General features: G+C 40.9%; 13 protein-coding genes. 8 read left to right on the forward strand and 5 right to left on the reverse strand.

Going from position 1 to position 12,676, the window contains the following annotated elements:
* Positions 1–138: 138 nt before the first annotated feature.
* Positions 139–585: a YusW family protein gene (locus tag FBF75_RS06220; RefSeq protein ID WP_169476062.1), complete on the reverse strand. Its 447-nt coding sequence runs from the start codon at positions 583–585 to the stop codon at positions 139–141.
* Between the two features lie 113 nt (positions 586–698).
* Between FBF75_RS06220 and FBF75_RS06225 the strand changes: the two genes are divergently transcribed.
* The gene (locus tag FBF75_RS06225) at positions 699–1,541 is read left to right on the forward strand and encodes an oxidoreductase (RefSeq protein WP_017368022.1); all 843 of its coding nucleotides are present in this window, start codon (positions 699–701) and stop codon (positions 1,539–1,541) included.
* Between the two features lie 244 nt (positions 1,542–1,785).
* Here FBF75_RS06225 and FBF75_RS06235 read toward each other — a convergent pair whose 3' ends face one another.
* Positions 1,786–3,156, reverse strand: a complete 1,371-nt coding sequence (locus tag FBF75_RS06235; protein ID WP_017368023.1) for a S1C family serine protease — start codon at positions 3,154–3,156, stop codon at positions 1,786–1,788.
* Positions 3,157–3,493: 337 nt separating this feature from the next.
* Between FBF75_RS06235 and FBF75_RS06240 the strand changes: the two genes are divergently transcribed.
* Positions 3,494–4,168, forward strand: a complete 675-nt coding sequence (locus FBF75_RS06240; protein WP_008347066.1) for a response regulator transcription factor — start codon at positions 3,494–3,496, stop codon at positions 4,166–4,168.
* Positions 4,165–5,496, forward strand: coding sequence for a HAMP domain-containing sensor histidine kinase (locus tag FBF75_RS06245; protein WP_007500323.1), 1,332 nt, complete (start codon positions 4,165–4,167; stop codon positions 5,494–5,496). The genes FBF75_RS06240 and FBF75_RS06245 overlap by 4 nt, the downstream gene beginning before the upstream one ends.
* 19 nt (positions 5,497–5,515) lie before the next feature.
* On the opposite strand, the gene spxO is transcribed toward FBF75_RS06245, so the two are convergent.
* Positions 5,516–5,680: an anti-adapter protein SpxO gene (gene spxO, locus FBF75_RS19645; protein ID WP_008347070.1), complete on the reverse strand. Its 165-nt coding sequence runs from the start codon at positions 5,678–5,680 to the stop codon at positions 5,516–5,518.
* Between the two features lie 192 nt (positions 5,681–5,872).
* On the opposite strand from spxO, the gene FBF75_RS06250 reads away from it, so the two are divergent.
* Positions 5,873–6,751 (forward strand): TetR/AcrR family transcriptional regulator, encoded by an 879-nt coding sequence (locus tag FBF75_RS06250; RefSeq protein WP_017359276.1) that lies wholly within the window; start codon positions 5,873–5,875, stop codon positions 6,749–6,751.
* Positions 6,752–6,863: 112 nt separating this feature from the next.
* Here the strand turns inward: FBF75_RS06250 and fumC are convergent, their stop codons facing one another.
* Both fumC and FBF75_RS06260 read right to left on the reverse strand, forming a co-directional pair.
* Positions 6,864–8,258, reverse strand: coding sequence for a class II fumarate hydratase (gene fumC, locus FBF75_RS06255; RefSeq protein ID WP_017359275.1), 1,395 nt, complete (start codon positions 8,256–8,258; stop codon positions 6,864–6,866).
* 87 nt (positions 8,259–8,345) lie between these two features.
* The gene (locus tag FBF75_RS06260; RefSeq protein ID WP_003213147.1) at positions 8,346–8,513 is read right to left on the reverse strand and encodes a YvzF family protein; all 168 of its coding nucleotides are present in this window, start codon (positions 8,511–8,513) and stop codon (positions 8,346–8,348) included.
* 115 nt (positions 8,514–8,628) lie between these two features.
* Here FBF75_RS06260 and FBF75_RS06265 point away from each other — a divergent pair, with 115 nt between their 5' ends.
* From FBF75_RS06265 to FBF75_RS06280, 4 genes are read left to right on the forward strand one after another with little or no spacing between them, the layout of a single operon-like run.
* The gene (locus FBF75_RS06265) at positions 8,629–10,053 is read left to right on the forward strand and encodes a spore germination protein (RefSeq protein WP_136944541.1); all 1,425 of its coding nucleotides are present in this window, start codon (positions 8,629–8,631) and stop codon (positions 10,051–10,053) included.
* Entirely contained in the window at positions 10,040–11,134 is a 1,095-nt protein-coding gene (locus FBF75_RS06270) for a GerAB/ArcD/ProY family transporter (RefSeq protein ID WP_008347081.1), read from the forward strand. Before FBF75_RS06265 ends, FBF75_RS06270 begins: the two co-directional genes overlap by 14 nt.
* On the forward strand, positions 11,131–12,252 hold the full coding sequence (locus tag FBF75_RS06275) for a Ger(x)C family spore germination protein (protein ID WP_058213628.1): 1,122 nt from the start codon (positions 11,131–11,133) through the stop codon (positions 12,250–12,252). The genes FBF75_RS06270 and FBF75_RS06275 overlap by 4 nt, the downstream gene beginning before the upstream one ends.
* A gap of 37 nt (positions 12,253–12,289) precedes the next feature.
* Entirely contained in the window at positions 12,290–12,658 is a 369-nt protein-coding gene (locus tag FBF75_RS06280) for a hypothetical protein (protein ID WP_007500307.1), read from the forward strand.
* Positions 12,659–12,676 lie beyond the last annotated feature (18 nt).

Here is a 12,676-nt window from a genome sequence, read left to right on the forward strand (position 1 = left end):
AAACGCTCCTTTTCTCATCCAAATTTTTTATATTGAATATCGTCTATGTAGACGTCAAAGATCACTTATCTCAATTTAGTGTATCAGATTTAAGTGATCTTGAAAATCATTTTCAATTAAAAAATGAGAAAGTCTCGTTTACTTTTTCTTTTCGAATGCACGTTTTGTCCCATCTTCGAGCTTGATATCGACTCGTATCCGCTGATAATCATCATCTAAATTAAAAGCAGATAATAACTCATTGACATATGTTTCATTCAGCTTTGCACTAGGAATCGACATATCATTGAGCTTCATCTTCATTTCACGTAAAGCTTCTTCTCCTTCATAGCGGACACCATTCATATGATCTCGAATGAGTGCTTCTTCTCTTCCACCTGCTTGACGATAGGTAGCTTCATATAATTCGCTTTTTTGTCCATATTGTACGTGCAATTGCAAATGCTGAAATGGCAGTTCCTTCATTTGAACAGCGGACAGACTTTCAGCTTCTGCTTCATGTGAATGTTGTATTGGTTCGATTGAACGACAGCCAGACAGCATAAAGAACAGCACTCCTAGCAGTCCAGCCTTCTTCCAGCACATCATGTATTTCCTCCTATTTTATAGCATCGTTTTTTATTCTTCTCCAAGCCCCTTTTCGTTATTCAATAAAACAGCAGACTATGGTAGATTAAAACAAAAAGGAGAACCGGATGATGAATAAAACAGCCATTGTGACTGGTGCCAACAGCGGTTTCGGAAAGCTCATCACACTGCGCCTCGCTCAGCAAGGGTACACTGTGATTGCTGGCGTAAGACAGGAAACCAATGCGAAAAAGCTTGCCGAAGAAGTAAAGAACGCCGCTTTATCCGAATCGATACATATTGAAGCATTAGATGTGACAGATACACAGTCCATTCAAGCATTTCAAAAAAGGCTTAATGCCTATGCTCCGATTCACCTGCTTGTGAACAATGCAGGAACGGCCTATGCTGGTTTTGCTGAAGAAGTGCCTGTTGATCAGTACCGAGAGCAATTTGAAGTGAATGTCTTTGGTGTGATGGAAATGACACAAGCAGTCCTTCCGTTGATGACGAGCGGTGCAAAAATATTGAATATGAGCAGTATCAGCGGACTCATGGGAATGCCCGCACTCTCTCCATATGTATCGTCAAAGTTTGCGCTAGAGGGCTATACAGAGAGTTTGCGAATTGAGCTGGCTGCGTTTGGCATTCAGGCCGCTTTGATTGAGCCGGGTTCTTTCCAAACGAACATTTGGAACACCTCCATGAATGAGCAAATGACGCCGCCTGCAGAAGGTTCTAAATACACAGCTATTTATCAAAAGATGATGTCCTATATAGAGGCGCAAAAAAACAACTATGGAGATCCCGGCGAAGTTGCAGAGCTTGTGGTTTCGCTTGCAGAGAAGAAGCGGCTAAAAAAGCTAAGGTATCTTGTCGGGAAAGGTGTTCGGCTTTCATTCATAGCAAAGCAGCTCTTGCCTTGGAATGTATGGGAAAACATTATTTTACGGACACTATCCTCAAAAAAATAGGCACAAAAAAACAGGTGGATCGATTATCCACCTGTCAGCGTGTAGACAAACCTTCGCATTCTTTGTCAGTCCTGCGTGCTGGTGCTCACGAATGTCAAATTCGCTCCGCGCCAGTACTCGTCCTTCCTAGATTTCAAAGGTTTTCTATCACGCTGAAAAAAAGAAGACAAAGGGCTAAAATCAAGTTCATTTTAGCCCTTTGTCAACAATCTAACAGGTGGATCGTTTATCCACCTGTTTTCTTTTATTCGTTATCAGACTGCCCAAGGGTAATATCAAGATTTTTGTTCTTTCCATCACGGATGACAGTCATTGTCGTTTTATCGCCAATTTTTGTTTCTTTATAAAGGATTTCTTTCAGTTGTGAGCTGTTCGCTACATCTTTTCCTTTGAACTTGATGATGACATCTCCAGACTTCAAGCCTGCTTTTTGTGCAGGAGATCCTTTAGAAACATCTTTTACATAGATGCCTTTACCGATTTGTTTATCAAATAGGCCAAGTGTATTTTCCTGATACGTTTCAGGCACTTGCTCAAGGTCAATCATTTGTACGCCAAGGTAAGGACGTTCGACTTTTCCATTTTTCAACAGCTGATCTACGATCGGTTTTACATCGTTACTTGGGATCGCAAATCCGAGTGATTCTACTCCGCTTTCGCTAATTTTCAAGCTGTTGATACCGATGACTTGACCGTCTGTATTGATCAGTGGACCGCCACTGTTTCCAGGGTTAATGGCAGCATCTGTTTGAAGCACATTCATCTCAACGGTTCCAGATGATGTATTGGCTTCAACGGTACGATCGAGACCACTAATAATCCCTTCTGTTACTGTACCAGAGAACTGCGCACCGAGCGGGTTCCCGATTGCGATGACTTTGTCTCCAGCCCGAAGCTTAGAAGAATCTCCAAAGCTTGCAACTTTATCAATGCCGTCAGCATTTATTTCCACGACAGCTAAATCTGTCATTACGTCACTACCGACAAGCTTCGCATCTTTTGTTTTTCCATCGTATAGTGTGACCTTTAATTTATTGGCACCCTCGACTACATGGTTATTTGTGATAATGTATGCTTTTTTGCCATCTTTTTTGAAGATGACACCAGAACCCGTTCCAGCTTCTGCTTCAGTTGAATCACCGCTAAGACCGAACGAGTTTTGTGTAGATTGATAGTTTGAAACCCCTACAATCGTCGGCTCTAAATCTTCTACCATATCAGCAACATTCGTCGCATTGGTGATTTGTTTTGTTGAGAAATTTTCAGATGAAGCCGGTTCGCTTGATGCTGTTTGGGTTTGAGTGTTTGCCGCTGTATCTTGTGACTGCGGTAAAAGCGGTGTAATGCCAAGCACAAGACCGCCACCAATAATCCCTCCAAGAATCGGACTCAGCCATGCAGCCTTCCGTTTTTTCTCCTTTTTAGACGAACGGTCATCAATCACTTGAGGAGACCCGTTTGACACCCTCTCCTGAGAGGCAGATGCTTCGTTTTCATGATGGTGAAAAACGAGTTCTTTCTCTTTTTCTGGTTCTTCTATTTGTTTCTCATTCTCTTGATGTGTGTGTTCTTGATCATTCATCTTTTTCTCTTCATCTTCTCTTCGGAAATCCATCGCTTGCACTCCTTTGCATCATTTTCATGAAATGCTTCATTCATATGTCTAGACAGGACTCATGTCCTCTTAATGGCAATATCATTGAAAAATTCTTTATGACAATATGTCAAATTATATAATACTTATTCATAGAAAAAAAGCAAGGTGTGCACATTGGTGAAAAGCACCTATTCATTAGCCTTTTGTCTATGCCCTTTTTTCCCTTGAGCTTATCATAAACAAACATTATGGGATAATAATGAGAAGAATATGTGAAATTGTGAAAAAAGCGTGTGATTGTTGACATGCCGCCTTTGTATCCCGTTATAATGACGTTGAGAGGATGTGGAAGACTTTGTCGTACACCATTTATTTAGTTGAAGATGAGCAGAATTTAAATGAACTGTTAACCAAATATTTAGAGAGTGAAAATTGGAATGTGTCCTCTTTTTTAACCGGAGAAGCGGCACGCGCGGCCATGAACAAGCCACCGCATCTATGGATTTTAGATATTATGCTGCCTGATACGGACGGCTACACACTCATTAAAGAAATCAAAGCAGCCTCGCCTGACGTACCGGTCATTTTTATTTCGGCACGTGATGCAGATATTGATCGTGTGCTTGGCTTAGAACTCGGGAGCAGTGATTATATTGCGAAACCCTTTCTTCCGCGCGAGCTGATCATCCGCGTGCAAAAGCTGCTGGAGCTTGTATATAAAAACAGTGACACACCTCAGCAAAGCGTCACACCCGTTTCTTCCTATATCATTCACGAGGACGTAAGAGAGGTGTATGAAGGAGATCAGCTGATTAACTTAACGTCTAAGGAATTTGATTTGCTGCTCTTATTTACCCATCATCAAGGACATGCCTTTTCCCGGGAAGATATCCTCGTCAAGATCTGGGGGCACGATTACTTCGGGACAGATCGTGTGGTCGATGATCTTGTCAGACGGCTGCGAAAAAAAATGCCTGACTTAAAAGTCGAGACCATTTATGGATTTGGCTATAGGATGCTAAAAGGATGAAGAACAAACCACTCGCTTTTCAAATTTGGGTTGTCATCTCTGGCATTTTACTCACCATCTCGATTGTCCTGATCATTTTATTTTCAAATACATTACGCAGCTTCTTTACGAATGAAATTTATAAAAACATCGAAAACGAGCAGCAAGTGTTAACAGAATACCCTCTGAATCGAGACGGCTCACCAAAGTCGACACCAGAAAACCGCTCGGTTCAGCACATTCTGATTCCGTCAGATGAATTAAATCAAATGGCTCAGTTTTTCCCGCATGCCTTTATTGAAAAAGTGCAGTCCTTTGTTAAAAAACAAAAAAGCGCAACAAAACGCTATTCTGAAGAAGTGAATGGCCAGCATATCTTTTTTGTGATCAAAAAAGTCTCAACTGGCAATACACAATATATTCTCTTGTCATATGCACCCGATTCTTATCGAGATGACTTGTCCTTTACACTGTTTAAACAGCTGATTTTCATCTTAGGAACTGTTATTTTACTAAGCTGGATTCCATCGATTTGGCTCGCCCGCTACTTATCACGTCCAATCGTCGCGTTTGAAAAGCACGTCAAGCGCATTGCACAAGAAGACTGGGACGATCCTGTGATGGTTGACCGGCAAGATGAAATTGGCAAGCTGGGGCATACGATTGAAGAAATGAGACAAAAGCTCATTCAAAAGGATGAAACAGAACGAACGCTTTTGCAAAATATATCACACGACTTAAAAACACCTGTGATGGTCATCCGCGGTTATACGCAGTCTATTAAAGATGGAATTTTCCCTAAAGGAGATCTTGAACAAACGGTGGAAGTGATTGAAGGCGAAGCGGAAAAGCTTGAGAAGAAAATCAAAGATTTGCTGTATTTAACAAAGCTTGATTATTTATCAAAACAACATCCGGCGCATTCTCCCTTCCTTGTGAGTAATACAATGCTGGAAGTGGTTGACCGTTTACGCTGGTCGAAAAATGAATTGCAGTGGAACGTGGACTTAGATGATGAGGCTGCACTTGAAGGCGATCCAGAACAATGGAGCAAATTATTTGAAAATGTATTAGAAAATCAACTTCGCTACGCAAAAAATAAAATTGATATTCATATGAAGCAGGAAGAGGATCAAATTCGCATCGTCATTCGTAATGATGGCCCTCCAATTGAAGAACACATGCTATCCAGCCTATACGAACCTTTTAGTAAGGGAAAAAAGGGCGAATTCGGCATTGGATTAAGCATTGTCAAACGAATTCTTTCAATGCATCAAGCGTCCATATCAATTGAAAATGATGAACTAGGTGTACGCTATACGATCACTGTTCCAAAGAAGAGGCTGTAGGTTTTTACCGCAGTCTTTTTTAGATGAATGAATACCCATTGAAATCACGGTATGTGGCTTTGATCTTCTTGCCAGCTTGATACATCCATTTCTTTTCAATGGTTGTCTCTTTCGGCATTTTGACTTTTTCTACTTGAATTCCTTTTGCTTTCAAGCGTCTAATCATATCATCAATTTCTCTCATGGAACATCATCCTTTCACATTTTTTGACCGGTTGGTCACCTTACTTTATAATATAAAGAATTACACTGTAAAAAACAAGTTACAATCTGATTAATTTTTGAAAAGTTTTGTCGTTTATGACCGATTAGTCACATCTCTTTGCGCACGTTTCCTAAGACATTTGTCGCTCGGTAAGAAAGGATGACATTCATATTGAAAAAGAAAGAAAAAATGATTATTGAGGCTGGTATGAAGTTATTTGCCAGCAAAGGCTATAATACAACGTCTGTTCAGGAAATTGCGGATGAATGCCACATGTCAAAGGGTGCGTTTTACCTTTATTTCAAATCGAAGGAAGCACTACTTATTTCGATCTTGCATTACTATTACGATAAGGTATTTACCCGGATTCATGAGGTTCAAACAGAGGGCGGCACACCAAAAGAGGCCTACCGGAAACAGCTCACTGTCTATTACGATAATATTTTGCAGCAAAAAGATTTTATTAAAATGCAGCTAAGCGACAGGGCGCTCCCATTGAACGAAGAAACGCAACAGCTCGCAAAGCAAATTCGACTTGCGACGATTCAGTTGCACATTGATAACATTAAGCAAGTGTATGGAGATGCGGCCATTCCTTATATGGCTGATCTATGTTTAACGATTGAGGGCATGAGTCACGTTTACTTTGAGCTTGCCATTTTATATGATTTTCAGCTCGAAGCAGAGGAGCTTGCCGCAACAATGATTCACCGTATCGATGATCTAATGGGCGGTATGATGAAGCGCAATGACCATCCACTCATTTCTGTGGACCAAGCAAGCGACTGGTTCGGCCCGATTTATGAACGATCATTTGACCCGCTCACAGAATCTCTATTAAAAGAATTAAGAGAGCTGGCAGAAGCACATTATGAAGTGAAAGACGAGCCAGATTTATTTGAAGCGCTTGGCATTTTAGAAAACGAGTTAAACAAACAAAAGCCAAGACAAGTCATCGTCAAAGGCATGCTTTATCAATTGAAATTATACACACCGCTTCAGCCGGTCTCCGGCTCCTTATTACGCATTCTAAAAGAAGATCATTTATAAACCCAGGGCTTGCTTGCCCTGGGTTTATGATTGTGACAAACAATCAAACTTCTTTTCTGTGATTTCAGGAAGTTTCCATAAAAAAACCAGAGGCACAGAGGCCTCTGGTGTCTTATTTTGCTTTCGGTGTCACCATTTCTTCTGGTTTCACAAACTCTTCAAACTGCTCTTCTGTTAATAATTCTAATTGAAGGGCAGCTTCTTTTAGCGTTAATCCTTCTTTGTGCGCAAGCTTCGCAATTTTCGCTGCATTTTCATATCCGATGTGCGGGTTGAGTGCCGTCACAAGCATCAATGAATTGTTTAGGTTTTTCTCGATCGTTTCTAGGTTTGGTTCAATTCCAACGGCACACTTGTCATGGAATGAGTTCATACCATCAGCAAGCAATTCAACTGACTGCAAGAAGTTATAGATGATGACCGGCTTAAATACGTTCAGCTCGAAGTTTCCTTGGCTTGCGGCAAAACCGATTGTTGCATCATTCCCCATGATTTGTGCGGCAATCATTGTTAAAGCTTCACTTTGAGTTGGGTTGACTTTTCCTGGCATAATGGAGCTGCCTGGCTCATTTTCAGGAATGATCAATTCACCAATTCCGCAACGAGGACCACTTGCAAGCCATCTCACATCATTGGCAATTTTCATTAAGTCAGCTGCAAGTGCTTTAAGCGCACCGTGTGCATATGTGATTTCATCATGGCTTGTCAGCGCATGGAATTTGTTTGGTGAAGAATTGAACGTTTGACCTGTTAACTGGCTGATTTCTTCTGCCACGTATTTACCAAACTCAGGATGTGCGTTAATTCCCGTACCAACAGCTGTTCCGCCAATGGCAAGTTCTCTCATTTTTTCAGTAGATTCTAAAATCATTTCTTTTGAACGATCAAGCATGTACACCCAGCCGCTAATCTCTTGGCCCACTGTAAGAGGTGTTGCATCTTGCAAATGCGTACGGCCAATTTTCACGATCTCTTGGTATGCTTTTGCTTTCTCATCAAGCGTCGCTCTTAACTGGTCAATCGCAGGCAATAGCTTTTTGTACACAGCTAAAACAGCTGCCACGTGCATAGCCGTTGGGAATGTATCATTTGAGCTTTGGCTACGGTTGACATCGTCATTCGGGTGAATGCTGAATTCACTATTTTTATCTTTCAAGTAAGCAGTTGCTCTATTTGCAACGACTTCGTTCATGTTCATGTTACTTTGTGTTCCACTTCCTGTTTGCCATACAACAAGCGGGAAATGCTCGTCATACTTACCACTGATGATGTCATCACATACAGCAGCAATCGCTTCAGCTTTTTCACTTTCTAAGTTGCCAAGACGTTCGTTCGCAATCGCTGTGCTACGTTTCAAAATTGCAAACGCATTCACAACTTCCTTTGGCATTTTCTCAGAACCGATTTTGAAATTTTCTTTACTTCGTTGTGTTTGTGCACCCCAGAACTTGTCCTGTGGCACCTTGATTTCGCCCATTGTATCTTTTTCGATTCTAAATTCTGTCATTATGTATCCCTCCATAGCTTCATCACTCAACTCTATTCTATACAAAAAACGAAAATCCTTTAAGCGTTTTCAATTAAAATTTTATCTTTATTTTAATTTTAGTTCAATATAAACACGAACATCTTTGGAATATTTGTATTTTGGATTTGTTTTTCCGTAATCTTTTGACGTATAGGTCACCTCATAATGCTTGTCAAACGACTGTAGAATACGGTCGATCTCCTCTTTTGTTCCTGCTAAACGAATTTGCGCCATCTTCTCTTTCCTCCAACACCGTGATTCTTTCATATACCACAAAATAATGTAACACAGAATATTGTTTTTTCAAGCAGGTAATGCTAAGAAAAAGAAATTGAGGCGGGTGATCCTTTTGAATCAAACTCCATTGAAAGAGCACTTATACGATAATCTCTCTGTCATTCTCCCTCAGTTAAAGGACATGGATGATTTGATCCATGAGAAAAAAACATTGCCTCATGGACAGGTTGTTTATTATTTATACATTAAAGAAATGAACGAAGCGATGCAGATTCAAACCTTCTTAAAACTGCTATTGCAAGATCATGCCTCTCTGACAAAAGAGAAGCTAGAATCCAATTTATCGATGATGACTACCCGTACGGTGAAAACCTCTGAAGAACTAGTAGATGCTATTTTCCAAGGACATTGTGTCGTACTGATTAATGGATTTCAGCATGCTTATATTTTAGAAACACACGGAACGAAGAAACGTAATTTAGGAGATGCTACATCTGAAACCATCGTAAGAGGACCAAAAATTGGTTTCATTGAAGATATCAACACGAACTTAGCTCTCGTCAGACAGCGTTTGAAAAACCCTGATCTCAAAACAGTAGATATGAAAATCGGCGAAAAGAAATACACCCAAGTATCGATCATGTACATTGATGGTATCGTTGAGCCCTCTGTTTTAAAAGAGGTAAAAAAGCGTCTCAAACAAGTCACCATAGATGATATTCAAGACTCAGGCATTCTTGAGGAGCTGATTGAAGACAATGTGTATTCTCCTTTTCCACAAATTCAAAACACAGAACGGCCTGATAAAGTCGCATCTGCTTTAAACAATGGGCGCGTCGCCATCTTTGTTGATCATTCGCCTTTTATCTTAATTGTGCCTGCTTCCCTAGCGACGATTATGCAGTCACCTGATGATTATTATGAAAGGTGGATCGCCGCCTCTCTGATTCGTTTGCTGCGTTTTACGTCCATCTTTCTCACATTGTTTTTATCAGCCATTTATATTGCCCTTGTGTCCTTCCATCAAGGTCTTTTGCCCACAACTTTAGCTATTTCCATCTCAAGCACACGAGAGAATGTCCCCTTTCCTCCTATTGTGGAAGCACTCATCATGGAAATGACCATTGAGCTGCTTCGAGAGGCTGGGTTAAGGCTTCCTAATCCACTTGGACAAACAATCGGACTTGTGGGCGGTGTTGTCATTGGGCAGGCAGCCGTACAAGCCCATATCGTCAGCTCCATTATGGTCATTATTGTCAGCGTCATTGCACTTGCATCCTTTACCTTTCCTCAATATGGAATGGGGATATCATTTCGTGTCCTTCGCTTTGTATCCATGTTTGCTGCAGCTGCATTCGGTTTATATGGACTTGTCCTGTTTATGCTCGTCTTACTCACTCATTTGACAAGACAAAAAAGCTTTGGCACCCCATATTTTTCACCAGATTTTGTGTTCAGCTATAAAAATGAGGACAATTCCATCATCAGATTGCCTTTGAAAAATCAAAAGAAAGGGGAACAACATGGTCAATCATAAAGAGTCGATCACAAGCTATCAGGCAAGTGCCATTATCGCCAATACCACACTAGGCGCAAGTATGATGATTCTGCCAAGATCAATGGCTCAAGCGGCGCCTACACCTGACGGCTGGATTGCACTCTTACTCATGAGTGTGATATACATTGTGTTCATTTTTGTCAATGTGCTCATGATGAAAAAGGTCTCCTTTTCTTCCTACTATGACTATACAAAAGAAGGACTTGGAAAATGGATTGGCTCACTTGCCAACCTGTTGATTATTATTTACTTTCTCGGCGTTGCCAGCTATGAAGTACGAGCTATGTCTGAGATGGTGAAATTCTTTCTACTTCAAAACACACCTGTAGCCGTGACGATGATTAGCTTTATTTTGGTTGGTTTTTACCTTGTGATTGGGGGGATTGGTGATTTTGCCCGGCTGTGCCCTTTTTTTCTGATTGTCACACTCATCATCTTATTTGTAGCCTACGGACTTAGTGTACAAGAGTTTAAGCTCGATAACCTACGGCCAGTTTTAGGAGAGGGCATTTCCCCTGTTTTCAATTCCTTGAATGCTTCGGCCATTTCGTTTGTCGGCATTGAAATGATGCTTTTCATGCCTGCCTATATGAATACGCAAAAACACACTTTTGCATATGGCTCCATCGGCTTTTTGATTCCTGCGATCATCTATATTTTCACCTATATTCTTGTGGTTGGTGCGCTCACGGTGAAAGAAACGGCGACTCTGACGTGGCCGACCATTGCCTTATTTCAATCATTTGATATTCAGGGGATTTTTATTGAACGGATTGAATCCTTTTTGCTGATTGTTTGGCTTGTCCAGCTTTATACGAGCTTTGTAGGATATACGTTTTTTGCTACGATAGGAGTCATCAAATTGACTAAATTCCCTAAAAAAATCGCGCTCGCCTTGATGGGCATTGTGATCTTCTTTGCCGCTCTTTTCCCAAAAGATGTTGATACGGTCCGAGACTATTTAACCTACGTTAACAACTTGTTCTTTCTTCTATTTGGTATACTCCCGTTTCTGTTATTTATCATCGTATTTTTCAAAAGGAGGCGGAAAACAGCATGAAAAAGAAAGCGGTTCTTGCGCTCTTCTCACTGATTCTATTATGCGGGTGCTGGGATAGTACAAATATCGAGGAGCTCAACATGGCAATTGGATTTGCTGTAGATAAAGGAGATGGCGGACATAAATTGAAGCTGTCTATGCAGGTGCTCGTTCCGCAAAAAATTGAGCAAGAATCAAGCGTGAAAGATCCGACGAAGATTATTGAAACAAGCGGTGATTCCATACACCAAATTTTTCGTACGACGGCCCTAAAAACACACCGCATTTTTGCTCAGCAGCTGAGGGTTTATTTGTTTTCTCAAGACCTTATCAATGAAAATAATTTCGATTTGGTCATCAATCAATTCATTCGGGACAATGAAACACGAAGAGGAAGCCTTGTCTTTATGGCTTCTGAGAAGCCTGGAGATCTGCTGAAAATCAATGACGACGGGCAGCCTGCGGCTTCCACCTTATACGATATTTCTTCGAATACAAAAACGACCATTCGTATGTTCAAGCCCGTTTCCTTAGGAGATATTTCTTCTGCTATGCAAAACAACGTATCCTTTGCCATTCCGAAAGTCAGTGTCAGTCAGGGCAAATTAATGCTGGATGGTGCCTCGATTATTCAGAACAAACGATTTCTCACCAACATCTCTCCTTTAGCGGTGCAGTCCTACAACCTGCTGACTGGAGATGCAACAGGCGGAGTGATTGAATTCCAATATGAACATAGCATTTATTCTTTTGAGATCTTTAAAATCAAACACAACATTGACACCCATAAAACAGCCAGTGGCAAATATGAATTTGATGTGTCAGTGGAGCTTGATGGCAGAATGTCTGAGGATTGGAATGAACGGGAAAATTCATTTAATGAAAAATACCTCCAAGAAATTGAGAAAGTTGTGGCACATCGACTGGAGGAGAATGTGAAAGATTTTATCGGGGAATTACAGCATGAAATCAAAGCAGATATTTGTGGGTTTTATCAAAAAGCAAGCATTGCATATCCGAAAGACTATCGAAAAGAAGCAAAACATTGGGATGACATTTTTAGTGAATCGGATATTCGTTACAAGGTAAATGTGAAAATCCGTGACTTCGGGACTAAGGGCGCAACACAATCCTTATAGAGTATGTTAAAATGGTAAGAAAAAAAGGGTGTCAATCATGAAACGAGCTTTACTTTCGGCCGGCATTCTATTTTTGATTCTAGGAATACTTCTGTTAGTCGTGGTATTCATGCAATCAAAAGAAGATTTCTTCATTGAAGCCGACAGCTTTTCAAGCACATTTTTGATCGTGATTTATTATGGACAAACCCCTGCGCTCCTTCTGATTGGAGGCGGTTTATTTGTTGGACTTTCACAGATCATTGATTTGCAAGAGAAAAAAGCGGCAGTGGCAAAGGAAAGCGTCAAGCTGCTTTCCGAGATGAAGAAAACCCTGGAAGACAAATCGGCCGAGGAGCAGGAGGCTTTTCCAGTTCCTGAGCTCCATCAACTATCCGAACGTCCAATCACAGGACAGAAGGACTAATTTTGCGCATGTTCCAGC

The sequence above is a fragment of the Bacillus sp. S2(2019) genome (assembly GCF_005144805.1).
Taxonomy (GTDB): Bacteria; Bacillota; Bacilli; order Bacillales; family Bacillaceae; genus Bacillus; species Bacillus altitudinis.

Excerpts from the sequence above, each read along its gene's own strand:
- FBF75_RS06270 (WP_008347081.1), top strand. The coding sequence starts at position 10,040 with ATGGTCAATCATAAAGAGTCGATCACAAGCTATCAGGCAAGTGCCATT.
- FBF75_RS06235 (WP_017368023.1), bottom strand. The coding sequence starts at position 3,156 with ATGGATTTCCGAAGAGAAGATGAAGAGAAAAAGATGAATGATCAAGAA.
- FBF75_RS06225 (WP_017368022.1), top strand. The coding sequence starts at position 699 with ATGAATAAAACAGCCATTGTGACTGGTGCCAACAGCGGTTTCGGAAAG.
- FBF75_RS06260 (WP_003213147.1), bottom strand. The coding sequence starts at position 8,513 with ATGGCGCAAATTCGTTTAGCAGGAACAAAAGAGGAGATCGACCGTATT.
- FBF75_RS06220 (WP_169476062.1), bottom strand. The coding sequence starts at position 585 with ATGTGCTGGAAGAAGGCTGGACTGCTAGGAGTGCTGTTCTTTATGCTG.
- fumC (WP_017359275.1), bottom strand. The coding sequence starts at position 8,258 with ATGACAGAATTTAGAATCGAAAAAGATACAATGGGCGAAATCAAGGTG.
- FBF75_RS06275 (WP_058213628.1), top strand. The coding sequence starts at position 11,131 with ATGAAAAAGAAAGCGGTTCTTGCGCTCTTCTCACTGATTCTATTATGC.
- FBF75_RS06245 (WP_007500323.1), top strand. The coding sequence starts at position 4,165 with ATGAAGAACAAACCACTCGCTTTTCAAATTTGGGTTGTCATCTCTGGC.
- spxO (WP_008347070.1), bottom strand. The coding sequence starts at position 5,680 with ATGAGAGAAATTGATGATATGATTAGACGCTTGAAAGCAAAAGGAATT.
- FBF75_RS06280 (WP_007500307.1), top strand. The coding sequence starts at position 12,290 with ATGAAACGAGCTTTACTTTCGGCCGGCATTCTATTTTTGATTCTAGGA.